The sequence below is a fragment of the Geodermatophilus sp. URMC 61 genome, assembly GCF_052931555.1.
On the sequence record NZ_JBRFHZ010000002.1, the window covers coordinates 2,867,638 to 2,883,692 of the forward strand.

13 protein-coding genes are annotated in these 16,055 nt (G+C 74.7%); 3 read left to right on the forward strand and 10 right to left on the reverse strand.

What is annotated here, in order from left to right; genetic code table 11:
• Window positions 1–62 precede the first annotated feature (62 nt).
• The 5 genes from ACU610_RS13290 to ACU610_RS13310 all read right to left on the reverse strand — a co-directional run bounded on the left by ACU610_RS13290 (window position 63) and on the right by ACU610_RS13310 (window position 6,242).
• The gene (locus tag ACU610_RS13290; protein WP_446768185.1) at window positions 63–1,124 is read right to left on the reverse strand and encodes a substrate-binding domain-containing protein; all 1,062 of its coding nucleotides are present in this window, start codon (window positions 1,122–1,124) and stop codon (window positions 63–65) included.
• A 98-nt stretch (window positions 1,125–1,222) separates the two neighbouring features.
• Window positions 1,223–2,389 carry an ABC transporter permease gene (locus ACU610_RS13295; RefSeq protein WP_446768186.1) on the reverse strand — a complete coding sequence of 389 codons (1,167 nt, stop codon included), beginning with the start codon at window positions 2,387–2,389 and terminating at the stop codon, window positions 1,223–1,225.
• On the reverse strand, window positions 2,386–3,978 hold the full coding sequence (locus tag ACU610_RS13300) for a sugar ABC transporter ATP-binding protein (protein WP_446768187.1): 1,593 nt from the start codon (window positions 3,976–3,978) through the stop codon (window positions 2,386–2,388). Before ACU610_RS13300 ends, ACU610_RS13295 begins: the two co-directional genes overlap by 4 nt.
• Before the next feature lie 374 nt (window positions 3,979–4,352).
• The gene (locus tag ACU610_RS13305) at window positions 4,353–5,519 is read right to left on the reverse strand and encodes an ROK family protein (protein ID WP_446768188.1); all 1,167 of its coding nucleotides are present in this window, start codon (window positions 5,517–5,519) and stop codon (window positions 4,353–4,355) included.
• Window positions 5,520–5,567: 48 nt separating this feature from the next.
• On the reverse strand, window positions 5,568–6,242 hold the full coding sequence (locus ACU610_RS13310) for an alpha/beta fold hydrolase (RefSeq protein ID WP_446768189.1): 675 nt from the start codon (window positions 6,240–6,242) through the stop codon (window positions 5,568–5,570).
• A 139-nt stretch (window positions 6,243–6,381) separates the two neighbouring features.
• Here ACU610_RS13310 and ACU610_RS13315 point away from each other — a divergent pair, with 139 nt between their 5' ends.
• Window positions 6,382–7,809, forward strand: coding sequence for an NAD(P)/FAD-dependent oxidoreductase (locus ACU610_RS13315; protein ID WP_446768190.1), 1,428 nt, complete (start codon window positions 6,382–6,384; stop codon window positions 7,807–7,809).
• On the opposite strand, the gene ACU610_RS13320 is transcribed toward ACU610_RS13315, so the two are convergent.
• From ACU610_RS13320 to ACU610_RS13340, 5 genes are all read right to left on the reverse strand, one after another.
• A complete protein-coding gene (locus ACU610_RS13320) occupies window positions 7,806–8,444 on the reverse strand; it encodes an alpha/beta hydrolase (protein WP_446768191.1) in 639 nt (212 codons plus the stop codon). The two genes, ACU610_RS13315 and ACU610_RS13320, sit on opposite strands and share 4 nt — an antisense overlap.
• Before the next feature lie 146 nt (window positions 8,445–8,590).
• Window positions 8,591–9,889 (reverse strand): erythromycin esterase family protein, encoded by a 1,299-nt coding sequence (locus ACU610_RS13325; RefSeq protein WP_446768192.1) that lies wholly within the window; start codon window positions 9,887–9,889, stop codon window positions 8,591–8,593.
• A 3-nt stretch (window positions 9,890–9,892) separates the two neighbouring features.
• Window positions 9,893–10,684 (reverse strand): SDR family NAD(P)-dependent oxidoreductase, encoded by a 792-nt coding sequence (locus ACU610_RS13330; protein ID WP_446768193.1) that lies wholly within the window; start codon window positions 10,682–10,684, stop codon window positions 9,893–9,895.
• A 29-nt stretch (window positions 10,685–10,713) separates the two neighbouring features.
• A complete protein-coding gene (locus ACU610_RS13335; RefSeq protein ID WP_446768194.1) occupies window positions 10,714–11,862 on the reverse strand; it encodes a carboxylate-amine ligase in 1,149 nt (382 codons plus the stop codon).
• Window positions 11,859–13,844 (reverse strand): alpha-amylase family protein, encoded by a 1,986-nt coding sequence (locus ACU610_RS13340; RefSeq protein WP_446768195.1) that lies wholly within the window; start codon window positions 13,842–13,844, stop codon window positions 11,859–11,861. The genes ACU610_RS13335 and ACU610_RS13340 overlap by 4 nt, the downstream gene beginning before the upstream one ends.
• Window positions 13,845–13,947: 103 nt before the next feature.
• Here ACU610_RS13340 and ACU610_RS13345 point away from each other — a divergent pair, with 103 nt between their 5' ends.
• Both ACU610_RS13345 and ACU610_RS13350 read left to right on the forward strand, forming a co-directional pair.
• Window positions 13,948–14,916 (forward strand): S1C family serine protease, encoded by a 969-nt coding sequence (locus tag ACU610_RS13345; protein ID WP_446768196.1) that lies wholly within the window; start codon window positions 13,948–13,950, stop codon window positions 14,914–14,916.
• 145 nt (window positions 14,917–15,061) lie between these two features.
• Window positions 15,062–15,991, forward strand: a complete 930-nt coding sequence (locus ACU610_RS13350; RefSeq protein WP_446768197.1) for a diguanylate cyclase — start codon at window positions 15,062–15,064, stop codon at window positions 15,989–15,991.
• Window positions 15,992–16,055 lie beyond the last annotated feature (64 nt).

Here is a 16,055-nt window from a genome sequence, read left to right on the forward strand (position 1 = left end):
TCTCCTCACCGAGGCCGCCGGGGGACGGCGCGCCGTCCCCCGGCGACCGGCGTGTCAGCGGGTCAGGACTCGAACGCGGCGTCGATGTACTGGTCGACGTTGTCGGCGGTCACGACGGGGGCGTCGAGCACGATCCGCTGCGGCACTCCCTGGGAGGTGAGGTCGGACAGGCTCTTGCCCTGCGCGATGAGCCGGGCGAGCGCGATCCCGTCCGCCGCCTGGGTGTGCGGGTAGATGACCGTCGCCTTGAGCACCGACTCCCCGGACTGGATCTCACGCATCGCGTTGGCCGAGCCCGCGCCGCCGACCATGAGGAACTCGCTGCGGCCGGCGTTGTTGATGGCGGCCAGGACGCCGACGCCCTGGTCGTCGTCGTGGTTCCAGATGGCGTCGATCTGCGGTGCGGCCTGCAGCAGGTTGGCCGCGGCCTCCTCGCCGCCCTCGACGGTGAAGTCCGCCGCCACCCGGTTGTCCACGTTGAGCCCGCACTCGGCCAGCGCGTCGGCGAAGCCCTGGCTACGGTCCTGCGTCAGCGGCAGCGAGTCGATGCCGGCGATCTCCGCGACGACGGCATCGGGCTGGCCCCCCAGCTGCTCGCAGATGTACTGGCCGGCCGAGACGCCCATGCCGTAGTTGTCGCCGAGGACGGTGGACTGGGCGGCGAACGGGCTGTTGAACTCGCGGTCGACGTTGATGACCGGGATGCCGGCCTCCATGGCCCGCAGTGCGACGGGGGTCAGTGCGGCGCCGTCGAAGGGCAGCAGCACGATCGCGTCGACGCCCTCGTTGATGAAGGTCTCGACCTGGCTGATCTGGGTGCTGACGTCGTTGGTGCCCTCGGCGATGGAGAGGTCGACGTCCTCGTAGCGGTCGGCCTCGGCCTGCGCGGCCTGGGAGATGCCGGCCATCCAGCCGTGGTCGGCGGCCGGCGCGGAGAACCCGATGCGCACCGTCTCGCCGGGCTCGTCGTTGGCGGTGGCGGCCTCGCCGCCGCCGCCAGCCCCGCCGCCGCCGGAGGCCTCGGGGGTGTTGCTCGTGCAGCCGGCGACCAGGACGCCGGCGCCGAGAACGGCGAGCGCGGTCGACGTGACACGACGGAACGGGCGCTGCCTCGCTGCAGACATGTTCTCTCCTCGGGGGATCGCCTCCCTGGCTGTCGTCGGCCAGGTCGTGGGGGTCGTGCGGGTGGTGCCGGTCCGGGACGGTGCCGCCCCGGACCGCGTCAGGGGCGGTCGGTCGTCGCACCGGGTGCGGGGCCGCCGGGACCGCCGGGTGTCGCGCCGCCGGAGACGGTGCCGGCCGCGCCGGCCGGGGCGGGCGGGCTGCCGGTGCCGGACCCGCGGCCGAGCCGGCCCAGGCTGAACGAGCCGGTCGCCAGCCGCATCTGCAGCAGCACGGCGACGACGATGATCACGCCGCGGGCGACCGCCTGGGCGGAGCTGGACAGGTTGTTCAGCGTGAAGACGTTGCCGAGCGTCGTGAAGATCAGCACGCCCAGGACGGTGCCGACGATGGTGCCGCGGCCGCCGATGAGCAGCGTGCCGCCGATGACCACCGCGGCGATCGCGTCGAGCTCGTAGAGCGTGCCGTGGGTCGAGCTGCCGGTGGTCGTGCGGGCCATCAGCATGACCGCGGCGATGCCACAGGTGACGCCGGAGAGCACGTAGAGCCACATCGTGTGCCGCTGCACCCGGATGCCGGCCAGCCGCGCGGCCTCGGCGTTGCCGCCGACGGCGAAGGTGCGCCGGCCGAACGTCGTCCGGTTGAGCAGCACCCACCCGGCGACGGCGACCACGGCGAAGATGACCACGAGCGTCGGGACGCCCAGCACGTCGCCGGAGAAGAAGGCCAGGAAGTCACGGTCCTGCACGATCTGGGTGCGGCGGTTGGCGATGATCTCGGCCAGGCCGCGGGCCGCCGCCAGCATGGCCAGCGTCGCGATGAAGGCCACGAGCTTGCCGTAGGCGATGACGATCCCGTTGACCAGCCCGCACCCGGCTCCCACCAGGAGCGCGGTGACCACCATGACGATCCAGTGGAAGTCCGCCGCCATCGCCTGGGTGGCCAGCGTCGTCGCCCAGACCGACGAGAGCGCGACGATCGCCCCGACCGACAGGTCGATGCCGCCACCGATGATCACGAACGTCATGCCGACGCTGACCACGCCGATCACCGCGGCCAGTCGCAGGATCGTCAGCACGTTGTCGACGGCGAGGAACCGGTCCGGGGCGGTGGCGGTGCCGACGATGCAGAGCACCGCCAGGGCCACGACGAGGCCGAGGTTGCGGCCCACGGGGCCGGCGAGGAACCCCGCCCCGCCGCGGCGCCCCGCCGTGCCGGAGGGCTGCCGGGGAGCGTCCGTCCCCGTCGCCACGGTCGTGCTGCTCATGCCACGTCCCCTTCGCGCTGTGCGTGCTCGTCGTCTCGCGTGTGCATCTGGCCGCCGTGGACGGCCGCGTCCTCCATGACCAGATCGAGCACCCGGTGCTCGTCGAGCGCGCCGGCCGGTTCCTCCACCAGCACGCGGCCGTCGCCGATGACCAGCACCCGGTCGGCCAGGCCGAGCACCTCGGGGATCTCACTGGAGACCACGACGACGGCCACGCCGCGGTCGGCCAGGCCGCGGATCAGCGCGTAGATCTCCGATCGGGCGCCGACGTCCACGCCGCGGGTGGGCTCGTCGAGCAGCAGCACCCGGCAGTTGCGCAGCAGCCAGCGGGCCAGCACGACCTTCTGCTGGTTGCCACCCGACAGGGTCCGGACCTCCCGGTCGACGTCGGCCGGCCGGACCTCGAGTGCGGTGACCTGCTGCCGGGCGGCCTCGGCCTCGGCGGACCGGGACAGGAAACCGGCGCGGGCGAACCGGGCCAGGCTGGAGAGGCTGATGTTGCGCGAGATCGACTCCCCCAGCAGCAGCCCCTGGCTCTTGCGCTCCTCGGGGGCCAGGCCGACACCGGCGGCGACCGCAGCGGCGACGTCCCCCGGGCGCAGCCGCCGTCCGCCGACCCGGACCGTGCCGGAGGTCGCGCGGCGCGCGCCGTAGATCGTCTCGAGGATCTCCGACCGGCCGGAGCCGACCAGGCCGGCCAGCCCCACGACCTCGCCGGGGCGGACGGTGAACGAGACGTCGGCGAACCGGCCGCGCAGCCCCAGCCCCTCGACCTCGAGCAGCGGCGCGGCCTCGGGGTCGGGCAGCTCCCGGCGCTCGGGGAAGACGTACTCGATGTCGCGGCCGGTCATCAGCGTGATGACCTCGCGGGTCGTCGTCCCCTGGACGGGCAGTCCGGTGGCGACGGTGCGGCCGTCCTTGAGGACGGTGATCCGGTCGCCGACCTCGCGGATCTCCTCGAGCCGGTGGGAGATGTAGACGACGGCGACGTCGTGCGCGGTGAGGTCGCGGATCACCGCGAACAGCCGCTCGACCTCCTCGCTGTCCAGGACGGCCGACGGCTCGTCCATGATGATCAGCTTCGCGTCCTGGGAGAGGGCCCGGGCGATGCTGACCATCTGCTGGGCGGCCGCCGGCAGGGAGCCGACCTCGGCGGTGGGCCGGATGTCGGCGTGGCCGAGGCGCTCGAGCAGCTGCGCGGCGGCGCGGTTGGCCGAGGACGGCCGGGTCACTCCCAGCCGCGCGTGCTCCCGGCCGAGGAAGACGTTGTCGGCGACGGTGAGGCCGGCGACGAGGTCGAGCTCCTGGTAGATGGTCGCGATGCCGAGCGACATCGCCGCCTGCGGGTCGGTGAGCCGCACCGGCTCCCCGCGCCAGCTGATCCGGCCGGCGTCGGGCTGGTGCGCTCCGGCCAGCACCTTGATCAGGGTCGACTTGCCGGCGCCGTTCTGGCCGAGCAGGCAGTGCACCTCCCCCGCCCGGACGTCGAGGTCGACGCCGTCGAGCGCCCGGACACCGGGGAAGGACTTGACGACGCCGTGCACCTCCAGCAGCGGAGGCCCACCTGACGGCGAGGGGGACGAGGGCATCGGCACCACCCAGACTTCTGCTCAACGCTGATCATTAGTCGGCTGAGGCGAGAACATAAGGGGCGGGGCGGAGCGTGGTCAAGGCCACTCAACGGGGGTTGCCGAATCGAGACCACACCGCTCACCCCGAGTGGGGACCGCATCCGGGTTGTGTGGTGGTGCCGAGTGGGCCCCGGAGGGGTCCGCGCGGGCGCGACGCAGCGGCTCGACGCACCTGGGGACCGCACCCGGCCGTGTGGTCGTGTCGAGTGGGCCCCGGAGGGGTCCGCGCAGGCGCGACGCAGCGGCTCCACGCACCTGGGGACGGCACCCGGCCGCGGTGCGGTCCGGAGGACCGCAGTGCAACCGTGGTGTCGGCCGGTGGACCGACGGTGTCACCGTGCGAGGGCCTGCTCGACCGACTCCTCGTCGAGGAAGCCCTCGATCGCCATGAGGGCGGCGCCGACCCGGCCGGAGAGCTCCGGAGCCGCGCTGACGGTGATCTCCAGCGCGCGGGCGGCCAGCGGCATCGAGCGCCGGTAGACCGACTCGCGGATCCCGGCCAGCAGCGGGACGCCGGCCTGCGCCACACCGCCGGTGATGACGATGCGGTGCGGGTTGAAGAAGTTGACCAGCGCCGCGAGCACCGTGCCGAGCGTGCGGCCGGCCTCGCGGACCAGCTCGATCGCCGCACCGTCGCCGTGCGCGGCGCGCTCCACGACCTCACGGGTGGTGCGGACCGGCAGCCCCGCCGCCACGGCGTCGCGCAACAGCGCGCCACCGCCGGCGAGCGCCTCCAGGCAGTTCTCCTGGCCGCAGCGGCAGGTCACCACCCGCCCGTCGGGCGTGCTCACGTAGATGTGCCCGATGTCCCCCGCGCTGCCCTGCGCGCCGCGGTAGACCCGGCCGTCGACGATGACGCCGCAGCCGATGCCGGTGCCGACCTTGACCACGAGCACGTCCTGCATCGACCCCGCAGCGCCCATCTCGCCCAGGGCCATGACGTTGACGTCGTTGTCGACGTAGACGGGGCACTCGTAGCGGCCGAACGCGCTCGGGATCGGGTAGTCGTGCCAGCCCGGCATGATCGGCGGGTGCGAGGGGCGCCCGCTGGAGTGCTCCACCGGCCCGGGGACGCCGACGCCCACGGCGCAGACGTCGGCCGGCTCCAGGCCGGCCTCGGCGAGGACGAGCTGGGCCAGCCGGTCGACCTCGGCCAGCACCGGGCCGGGGCCCTCGGCGATGTCGATCGGGTGGCCGACGGTGGCCAGGATCTCGGCCGACAGGTCGGTGACGGCGACGTCGACGCTGGTCACGCCCAGGTCGACCGCGAGCACGCACCCGGCGCCGCTGTTGAACTGCAGCAGGGTCGGCGGCCGTCCGCCGGTGCTCCACCCGCGCCCGCCCTCGGCGAGCAGGTTGGCCGCGATCAGCTGGTCGACGCGGGCGCTGACGGTGTTCCGCGAGGCGCCGGTCAGCGCGACCAGCTCGGCCCGGCTGCGCGCGCGACCGGTGCGGACGTGCCGCAGCAGCGCGCCGGCCGAGGCGGAGGAGTGGGCCACGAGCACATCGTGTCACGCAGTGGCCACCCGCTCGGGGGTCCGAGTCGATCAGGCGCCGGGTCGGTGCCGCCCCGGCGCGGTCCGGCCGGCCGCCTCGCGCAGCAGGTCCGCGACCTGCTCGGGGTGGGTCATGGGGGTCAGGTGGGCCGCCCCGGGGATCTCCACGAGCCGGCCGTCCGGCGCGGCCGCCGCCACGGCAGCGACCCAGTCGTGGGGGCAGAGCCGGTCGCGGGTGCCGCGGACGACGGTCACCGGCACCCGGACCGTCCTCAGTCGGACGTCGATCCGGTCGGGCGAGGCCACGGCCCACAGCTGCCGCATCGCGCGCGGCCCGGTGCGCAGCCACTGCGCCAGCACCAGCGGCGCCTGCGGCCACCGTTCACGGACCGCCGTCGCCACCCAGCGCCGGACCAGTCCCGCGGCCGACCGCAGCCGCGGGTCGGTGGTCGGCCCGAGCAGCACCAGCCCGGCCACCCGCGGGTCCCCCGCCGCGGCGGCCACCACCTGGCAGCTCTGCGAGTGGCCGACGAGCAGCACCGGCCCCTCGCCGAGCCGGGCCCGCACGCCGGCCGCGAGCTCCTCGAGCGGCGGCACCGGTCCGCGCAGCCCCATACCCGGCAGCAGGACCACGTCGGCCGCCACCAGCTCCCGCAGGCGGGCCGACGAGCGCTCGTCGAGCCCCAGACCGGGGACGAGGACCGGTCCGATCAGGGATTGCGGCACCGGACCGGTCTACCGCGCCCGCGTGGGGGGACTGATCGCGGGTAGAGGTGGCAACGGCGGGTGCGGCCAGGACGCTGTGGCCTGGATCGCTCCCGGCCACGCGCGGACCCCAGACACCGAGGTGGGAGACTGATTCATCATGACGACATCACCTGTGGCCGGCCTCGCCGGCGCCTCCTCGTCCGGTCGGCCCAGGGTCGTCATCGTCGGCTCCGGCTTCGGTGGGCTGTTCGCCGCCAAGGCACTCAGGCGGACCCCCGTCGACGTCACCGTCATCGGCAAGACGAGCCACCACCTGTTCCAGCCGCTGCTGTACCAGGTGGCCACCGGCATCCTCTCCGAGGGCGAGATCGCACCGCCCACCCGCGAGATCCTGCGCAACCAGGAGAACACCCGCGTGGTGCTCGGTGAGGTCACCGACATCGACCTGGCCGCCCGCACGGTCACCTCGACCATCCTGGGCCGCAGCACCGTGCACCCCTACGACGAGCTGATCGTCGCCGCCGGCGCCGGGCAGTCCTACTTCGGCAACGACCGCTTCGCCGAGTTCGCGCCCGGCATGAAGAGCATCGACGACGCCCTGGAGCTGCGCGGTCGCATCTTCGGCGCCTTCGAGCTGGCCGAGCTGGCCACCGACCCGGCCGAGCGCGACCGGCTGCTCACCTTCGTCGTGGTGGGCGCCGGCCCGACGGGCGTGGAGATGGCCGGTCAGATCGCCGAGCTGGCCCACCGCACGCTGCGCCGCGACTTCCGCACCATCGACCCGACGCAGGCCCGGGTGATCCTGCTCGACGCCGCCCCGCAGGTCCTGCCGCCGTTCGGCGAGAAGCTCGGCGAGCGCGCCCGCCGGCACCTCAACGAGATCGGCGTCGAGGTCCAGCTCGGCGCGATGGTCACCGACCTCGACGCCAACGGCCTGGAGGTCAAGGACCGCGACGGGCAGGTCCGCCGCATCCGGGCGGCCACCAAGGTGTGGGCGGCGGGCGTCCAGGCGAGCCCGCTGGGGCGGCTGCTCGCTGAGCAGTCCGGCGCCGAGGTCGACCGCGCCGGCCGCATCTCCGTGCAGCCCGACCTCACCCTGCCCGGCCACCCCGAGGTGCACGTCGTCGGCGACATGGCCAACCACCCGGACCGGCTGCCCGGCGTCGCGCAGGTGGCCATCCAGGGCGGGCGGTACGCCGCCGAGGCGATCCAGCGGCGGATCGCCGGTCGGGAGCCGCAGAAGCCGTTCCACTACCGCGACAAGGGCAACATGGCGACGATCTCCCGGTTCTCCGCCGTCGCCGACATCAAGAAGTTCAAGTTCGAGGGCTTCTTCGCCTGGGTGCTGTGGCTGGTCGTCCACCTGATGTACATCGTGGGCTTCAAGAGCCGGGTCACCGCGGTGCTGCACTGGGTGGTCAGCTTCCTCGGCCGCGGCCGCGCCGAGCGGGTCGCCACCCAGCAGCAGGTGTACGGGCGGCTGGCGCTGGAGGCGCTCGGGTCGGAGTTCGCCGTCTCCAAGACCGGCGGCCCCAAGGACGTCACGGCCCCGGCGACGGACCTAACCGAGCGCCGCTCCGCCTAACCGGGACGCTCGCCGAGCCAGAGGGAGAGGGCGGCGGTCACGTCCACGGGCCGGACGACGTGGCCGCCGTCGAACTCCTCGTAGGTGACGTCGTACCCCTCGGCGCCGAACTCGCGGGCCAGCCGCCGTCCGCACCGGGCGACGGGCAGCACCCGGTCGTCGGTGCCGTGGGAGATCCACAACCGCGGCCGGCCGACCCGCCGCGGTGGGACGGCGAACCCAGGGGAGAACGCGAGCACGGCCTCGGCGAGGTCGCCGTTGGTGAGGCCGAGGCTGAGCGCGTAGGAGGCGCCGTCGGAGAAGCCGCCGAACGCGACGCTCGTGACCGGCTGCCGGGCGAAGACCTGCTCCAGGGCGGCGTCGAGCACCGCGACGTCCCGGCCGAGGCCGCCGGCGATGAGGTCCCAGGTGGCGGCCACCGACGACGGTGCGAGCACCAGCGCCTCGTGGGCGGTGGCCGGCCCGCCGACGAGGCCCACGGACTGCGCCGCCGTCCCGCCGGCACCGTGGAAGAACACCAGCAGCGGCCGTGGTCGGCGCGGCCCGTCGGGGACGACGAGCTGCGCCCGCGCGTGCGGTCCCAGCTCCAGCGTCCGGACGCCCGGCGGGTACGGTGCCGCCGCCGGCGCGGTCACCGGCCGGGCGTCGAGCCGCCCCTCTGCGGCGTGGCGGGTGGCCCCCTGCGGGGGCCCGCTGCGGCCCCGTCCCGGGTCCCACCCTGAGCCTGCGAAGGGTGGGGAGGACGGGGTCCTCCCACGGCGGGGGGACAGGGGGTCCTCCATCAGACCGCGTGCGCCAGCGGCGGCACGTGCTCGTCGGCCCGCTCCAGGTGCAGCGGCTGCAGGGGCGAGGTGTCGTCGAGGTACAGGAAGGCGTCGTAGCGCTCCCCCAGCACGGTGGGCACGTAGTTGCCCCACTTCTCCCGCTCGGGCCGGTAGACGACGCCGATCGCCCGGTGGTCCAGCCGCCGCCCCAGTTCGGCCGGCCGGGAGCCGTCGCGCCCCCAGACGAGCAGCGCGTCGCGGCCGACCTCCTCGTGCAGCAGCGCCTCCAGGCTGCCGCGCCGGGCCTCGGGCACCGGCATCCGCTGCATCTGCGCGCCCCACGCGCTGCCGGCGATGACGCCGCCGCGGTACCCGCCGAAGCCGACCAGGACGACGTCGTCGGCGCCGTGCCGTTCGCGCAGCAGCTGCCCGACGTTGGTCATCCCGGCGTCGGCCATGTCGGTGGCGCGGGCGTCGCCGATGTGCGTGTTGTGCTCCCAGACGACGGCCTTGGGCGGGTGGGGGCCGTTGTCGCTCGAGGCGAGCAGCCGATCGAGGGTGTCGACCATGTGGACGTCACGGACGTTCCACGACTCGGCCGAGCCCTGCACCATGGCCCGGTAGTAGCGCTCGGCGTCGACGACCACGGCGGCGTTCTGCTCGGCGGAGAAGCGGGCCTCCGGGTCGGTCCCGGTCTCGGCCCTCCCCCTCTCGTCGCACAGGTGGTGCAGCAGGTCGACGACCGCCTGCTCGCAGCTCGTGGGGGCGAAGCGGGAGGCGAAGGCGTACTCGGCGCCGTCCTCACCGAAGGGCTCGAAGCAGCGCAGCGCCCGCAGCGCGGTCTCCACGTGCTCGGGCTCGTGCTCCCGCAGCCAGCCCACGAGCTCCTGCATCGAGTCCCAGAGGCTGTAGACGTCCAGGCCGTAGAAGCCGACCCGCTCGTCCTCCGGGAGCTCGGCGTTCACATCGCGCAGCCAGCGGCAGAAGCCGACGACGTCGTCGTTGGCCCACATCCACGTCGGCCAGCGGGAGAAGGCGTCGAGGGCGTCGCGCGGGTCGACGTCGGCGCCCGGCCGCAGCTTGACCGACCGGTTGACCCGGTAGCAGTCGGGCCAGTCGCCCTCCACCGCGACGAAGCGGAAGCCGCGTTCGGTGACGAGCCGGCGGGTCAGCGCGGCCCGCCAGGCGTAGTACTCGTGGGTGCCGTGGCTGGCCTCGCCGATCGCCACGACGTGCGCGTCGCCGACCCGCTCGAGCACCGGGTCGAGGTCGGTGGGGTCCCGCAGCGGCAGGGCGAGGTCCCGGACGCCGGTCATGGCCTAGTCCCCGCTGCCGGGCTCGGCCATCTTCGCGTGGCCGGCGGACTTCAGCCGGTCCGGCAGCACCGAGTTGACGACTGCCTGCGCCTTGCTCATCACCGAGCCGCCGAGCACCTTGTCCCGCCCGGCCATCATCGCCTCGAAGCCCTGCTTGGCGACCTGGGCCGGGTCGTCCTTGGGCCCCTGGCCGAGCTTGGTGTCCATCAGGTCGCCGCGCTCGAAGAACTCGGTGTCGGTGGGGCCGGGCATCAGCGAGGTGACCGTCACCCCCGTGTCCCGCAGCTCGGTGGCCAGCGCCTCGGCGAACGACTGCACGAAGGACTTCGAGGCGTTGTAGACCGCCTGGTGGGGCCCGGGCATGGTGGAGGCGACCGACGAGGTGAACAGCACCCGGCCCTCCCCGCGCGCGGCCATGTCCCGCAGCACGGACTTGGCCAGGACGACGGTCGAGCGGACGTTGAGGTCGATGATCGCCAGCTCGTCCTCGAGCGGGTTCTCCACGAACGGCCCGCCCTTGCCGACGCCGGCGTTGAGCGCCGCCGCGGCCAGCGGGCGCCCGGTGGCGGTCACCGCGTCGTAGACGGCCTGCGCACCCTCGGGAGTCCGCAGGTCGGCCTGCACCGACTGCACCGTGGTGCCGGTTGCGCGCAGCTGCTCTGCGGCGGTCGTGAGCTCGGCGTCCTCGGCGTTCACCACGAGGTCGAAGCCGTGCTCGGCGAACTGGCGGGCCAGCTCGAGCCCGATCCCGCTGGAGGCACCGGTGACGAGGGCGAGGGGGCGCGGTTCGGTCATGGCCGCCCCCTACCCCGGACTCCCCGGTCTCACCCGGTACCGGCGGCGCCGTCCCGCACCACCGCGGCGGCCACCGCGCGGCGGTCGCCGGTGGCGGCCCAGGTGTCCCGCTGCCGGGTGGCCGACGTGCCGTGCGCCCACAGGCGGTCCAGGAGCGCGTCGACGTCGTCCTCCTCACCGTGCGCGCGCAGGTCGTCGGCGAGCTCGGCGACCAGCGCCTCGACGGCGTCCCGTGCGGCGGTCGGCTCGCCGCGCACCGGGTCGAACAGCTCGCCGCGCAGCCCGTCGTGGGCGGCCCGCCAGCGGGCGGCGCGCAGCAGCTCGGGGCGCACCTCGGGGAGCGGCTCGGCGCGCTCCGCGCGACCGGCGAGCACCCGCACCAGCGAGCGGACCAGCGCGGCGTGCAGGACGGCGGCGTCGAGGTCGGTGCAGACGTCGGCCAGCCGGAACTCCAGCGTCGGCCAGCGGGCGGACGGCCGCACCTCCCAGTACAGGTGCCGGCCGTCCTCGACGAGCCCGGAGCGGACCAGCCCGTCGAGGACCTCGCGGAACCGCTGCTCGCTGCCCAGCGGCTCCGGCGGCCCGGCGTTGGGCCACAGCGACCACCACACCGTGCGCCAGGACTCGTAGCCGGTGTCCGCGCCGTCGTGGAAGGGGGAGCTGCCGGTCATCGCGAGCAGCACCGGCAGGTAGGGACGGGCGCGGTCCATCACCGCCACCGCCGTCCCGACGTCGGGGATGCCGACGTGCACGTGGCAGCCGCAGATGTCCTGCCGGTCGGCCAGCCCGCCCCAGCGCTCGACCATCGCCTCGTACCGGGGTGCGCCGGTGATCCGCTGCTCGCGCCAGGTGCCGAAGGGGTGGGTGGAGGCGGCGAGGACGACCAGCCCGTCGCGGGCGGCGGCCGCCGCGGCCTCGGCACGGGTGGCGACCAGCTGGGCGCGCAGCTCGGCGAGCGTGGAGCAGATCCCGGTGGAGGTCTCCAGCTGGGTGGTGACGATCTCCGCGTGCACGTGCTCCCCCGCGGCGCCGGCGAGAGCGGCCCGCACGACCGTCGTGCTCGGCGTGAGCGCGAGGGTGCCGGGGTCGACGAGGTGGAACTCCTCCTCGACACCGACGGTGCCCCCGGCGGGAGTCGGGGGCGGCGGGTGGGTCGGAGGCGTCGTCGGCCCGGTCACGGCTCGGCGTACCAGGCGAAGCCGAGCCCGGGCACGACGACCTGCCCGTCTCGCACGGGGAGGACGCCGTCGCTGCCGTGCACCTGCTCGAAGCTGCCGAAGCCGGTGACGGTGTCGGCGTCCACGGCCTGGGGCGAGGACGAGAAGTTGGCCAACCCGACGAAGGTGCCGCTGCGCGGGTGCTTGCGGCGCCAGACGAGGACGGCGTCGCTGCCGGCGTCCACCACCGCGGACTCCACCCCGCCGCGCAGCGCCAGCTGCGCGCGGCGCACCTCACCCAGCCGGCGGATCTCCCTCCACACCCGGCCCTCGAGGGTCGCCAGGTCGCCGCGGCGGGCGGCGGTGTCCCAGTCCATCGGCGGGCGGTGCATCCAGCGGTTGTCCGGGGCGAGCGCGGGGTCGGCGAGGTAGCCGGCGTCGTTGCGCAGGGCCAGCTCGTCGCCCATGTACAGCAGCGGGATGCCGCCGTACGCGTAGACCACGGAGTACAGCAGCACCAGCCGGCGGACCCCGGCGTCCAGCGCGGCGTCGTCGCCGTCCTCGAGCGCGGCCTCGATGCCGCACAGCGACGCCGCGGAGCCGGAGATCCGGGCGTCCCCGGTGACCTCGTTCTCCTGGAACAGCGCGCCTCGGGCGAAGGAGCCGGGGAAGCGGCCGGCGTAGAAGTCGTTGAGGAAGCGGCGGTGCGCGAAACCGTCGAGGCCGACCGCGGCGGCGTCCTCGTCGGCGACCGCCCACCCGATGTCGTCGTGGCCGCGCACGTAGGTGCACCAGGTGGCGCTGGGCGGCACCGGCCGCATCCGGCCCAGCGACTGCCGGGCCAGCCGGACGTCGCCGGTGGCCAGGCTGCTCCACAGCAGCACCATGAGCTGGTTGTGGTAGGCCAGCTCGCACTCGGGCCGGTAGCGGTCGTGCCCGCCGAGGTAGCCGACGAGGTCGTCGGGCGAGACGATCGCCTCGGCCTTGAAGACCACGCCGGGCGCGGCCAGCCGGGTCAGCGCGTGCAGCAGCTGCAGCAGGCTGTGCCCCTCGGGCTGGTTCTGGCAGCTGGTACCCAGCCGCTTCCACATGAACGGGACGGCGTCCATCCGGAAGACGTCGACGCCGCGGTGGGCCAGCCAGGTGATCTCCCCGAGCATCGCCAGGGCGACCGCGGGGTTGGCGTAGTCCAGGTCCCACTGGTACGGCCAGAACGTCGTCCAGACCCAGCCGCCCTCGCCGCCGCAGGCCTCCGGCACCCAGCTGAACGAGCCCGGCGCCCGGTCGGGGAAGACCTCGGGGATCGTCGCGTCGTAGGCGTCGGGCAGCGTCCGGTCGGGGAAGGCCGTGTAGAAGCCGGCGTAGGCCGGGTCGCCGGCCAGCCAGCCCTGGGCCCAGGCGTGCTCGCGGGCGGTGTGGTTGAGCACCAGGTCGATGCACAGCGCCATGCCGCGGTCGTGCAGGGCCGTGGCGACCTCCTCGAGGTCGGCCATGGTGCCCAGCCGGGGGTCGACCTCGCGGTAGTCCATCACCGCGTAGCCGCCGTCGTTCTCCCCCGGCCGCGGCTTCAGCAGCGGCATGAGGTGCAGGTAGGTGGTGCCGAGTTCGGCGAGGTGGTCGAGGTGCTCCGGCAGCCGGTCGAGGGTGCCGCAGAAGCGGTCCACGTAGCAGACGTAGCCCTGCACGCGGGCGCGCTGGAACCACGCCGGGTCGACCTCGCGGCGCCGGTCGATGCGGCGCAGCTCCTCGGGGCGCTCCACCGCGGCGGCCAGGGCGGTGCGCAGCGCGCGGGCGAAGAGCTCGTCGGCCGCGTCCCCGTAGAGCACGGCCAGCGGCTCGTGGACGTCGTAGAGGGCGAGGTCGGCGCGGGCGAGGAAGGCGTCACCCTCCGCCGGGCCCAGGGCCGCGACGGCCTCGGCCGCCACCTCGGGCCGCAGCTGCTGCCACGCCTGCTCCGCCGCTGCTCGACGGACCGCCGCCGGGATGATCGCAGGGATCGTCACCGGGCCAGTATCGGGCCGCTGTTCGCCCACGGCATGACCGCTCCCACAGGCGTCCGCACGGGAGTTCACTGGCTCTGTAATCGCGTAATCGAGGAGGTGCGCCATGGGCGTGCTGCCGGAGCCGGACACCTCGGGCTCCGTCGACGAGCGGGCGCTGGACGCGTACTCCCAGGTGGTCACCGCCGTCGCCGCCGAGCTCACCCCGCACGTCGCCGCGCTGCAGGTGACCGCGCCCGATGGGAGCGGCGGCGCGGGATCGGCGGTCGTCGTCCCGGGTGACGGGCTCCTGCTGACCAACGCCCACGTCGTCGGGCGGTCCCGCGCCGGGAGGGCGGTCTTCGCCGACGGCAGCGAGGCCGGGGTCGACGTCGTGGGCGCCGACCCGCTGTCGGACCTCGCCGTCGTCCGGGCGCGCGGCGCCACCCCCCCGCCGGCACAGCTCGGGGACGCCGCGACGCTGCGGGTCGGTCAGCTGGTGGTCGCGGTGGGCAACCCGCTGGGGCTGGCCGGCTCGGTGACCGCCGGCGTGGTCAGCGGTCTGGGCCGGTCGCTGCCCACCCGGGACGGGCGCACCGCCCGGGTGGTGGAGGACGTCATCCAGACCGACGCCGCGCTCAACCCGGGCAACTCCGGTGGGGCGCTGGCCGACTCCGCCGGCCGGGTGGTCGGGGTCAACACCGCCGTCGCCGGCTGGGGGCTGGGCCTGGCGGTGCCGGTCAACGACACCACCCGGCGGATCGTGGACGCGCTGGTGCGCGACGGCCGGGTGCGCCGCGCCTACCTCGGCCTGGTCAGCACGCCTGCTCCGCTGCCGGCGGCGCTCGCCGAGCGCACCGGGCGGCGACGGGGGCTGCGGATCGTCGACGTCGTCCCCGGGTCGCCGGCCGACCGTGCCGGGCTCAAGGCCGGCGACCTGGTGCTGGAGGCCGGACGGCGACCGGTCGCCGAGGCGCAGAGCCTGCAGCGGCTGCTGTTCGACGAGGCGATCGGCCGCCCCCTGCCGGTGACCGTGCACCGCCGCGGCGCGATGGTCGACGTGATCACCGTGCCGACCGAGCTCACCGGCGGGTGATCGCCGACACGTGGGGGTGACAGGGAGTGAGCCCGGCCTCCCCCGGTCGGGCGGCGGGGGCTCCCCCCATCGGGTCGGGTCGGTTCCGTATCGATGCGGGGCGTCGTCCGGGCGGCTGATGCTGGCCCGGACGAACGGGGGTCCCATGCACTCGCTGCGGCCGGGCGGCATCGCCCTGCTCTCACTGCTGTACGCGGTGAGCGCGGTGCTGTGCGCCGTGGGCGCGCTGGTGCCGGTGTCCGACCGGTCGCCGGTGGCGCTGTTGTGGGGCCTGGCCGGGCTGGGTGCCGTCGGATCGGCCGTGCTGTGGCTGCGCCGCGACCGGTTGGGGCCGTGGGCACTGCACGCGGCGGTGCTGCTGGCCTCCGCGGAACTGGGTCTGCTCGCCTGGCGCTCGGTGACCGCGGTGGGGATCGTCGGGCTGGGGCCGGCGATGGTGACCATCGGCGTCTTCAGCGCGCACTTCTTCTCCCGCCGCGCGGCTCGTGTACACGTCGCGCTGATGCTGGTGCTCACCACCGCCGGCGCCCTCGCCGCGGTCCCCACCGGGTTCCTGCCCCTGTGGCTGACGACGGTGGTCACCGTCGTCCTGCTCACCGAGGCGCAGTCACGCGTCTCCGGCGACCTGTACCGGGCCGCCGGTACCGACCCGCTGACCGGGCTGGCCAACCGGCGGGCCTGGCAGGTGGCGGCCGACCGCGGCCTGGCGCACGCACTGCGCAGCGACGAGCCCTTCACGGTCGTGCTCATCGACCTCGACGACTTCAAGGCGATCAACGACCGGGCGGGCCACGGCGCCGGCGACGCCCTGCTGCAGGGGTTGGCCGCCGCGTGGACCGCGCAGCTGCGGATGTCGGACCTGCTGGGCCGCTACGGCGGGGACGAGTTCGTGCTCAGCCTCCCCAGCACCGACGCAGCCCGCGCCGCGGACCTGCTGGCGCGGCTGCGCGAAGCCCACCCCGCGGGCTGGTCGGCCGGGACCGCGACCGCGGGACCCGGCGACACCCTCGCCGACCTGCTGGTCCGCGCCGACACCGACCTCTACCGCGAGAAGCGCCGCAAGCGCGGCAGCTGACGCCGCCGCGACCTCCGCAGGCCCGGCTCGCACGTGCCCCCGGCGCCGGCGGCCGCTCGTCCTG

Bases quoted from the DNA above. Each gene is read 5' to 3' on its own strand.
- ACU610_RS13290 (WP_446768185.1), bottom strand. From the start codon at position 1,124: ATGTCTGCAGCGAGGCAGCGCCCGTTCCGTCGTGTCACGTCGACCGCG.
- ACU610_RS13295 (WP_446768186.1), bottom strand. From the start codon at position 2,389: ATGAGCAGCACGACCGTGGCGACGGGGACGGACGCTCCCCGGCAGCCC.
- ACU610_RS13300 (WP_446768187.1), bottom strand. From the start codon at position 3,978: ATGCCCTCGTCCCCCTCGCCGTCAGGTGGGCCTCCGCTGCTGGAGGTG.
- ACU610_RS13315 (WP_446768190.1), top strand. From the start codon at position 6,382: ATGACGACATCACCTGTGGCCGGCCTCGCCGGCGCCTCCTCGTCCGGT.
- ACU610_RS13325 (WP_446768192.1), bottom strand. From the start codon at position 9,889: ATGACCGGCGTCCGGGACCTCGCCCTGCCGCTGCGGGACCCCACCGAC.
- ACU610_RS13330 (WP_446768193.1), bottom strand. From the start codon at position 10,684: ATGACCGAACCGCGCCCCCTCGCCCTCGTCACCGGTGCCTCCAGCGGG.
- ACU610_RS13345 (WP_446768196.1), top strand. From the start codon at position 13,948: ATGGGCGTGCTGCCGGAGCCGGACACCTCGGGCTCCGTCGACGAGCGG.
- ACU610_RS13350 (WP_446768197.1), top strand. From the start codon at position 15,062: ATGCACTCGCTGCGGCCGGGCGGCATCGCCCTGCTCTCACTGCTGTAC.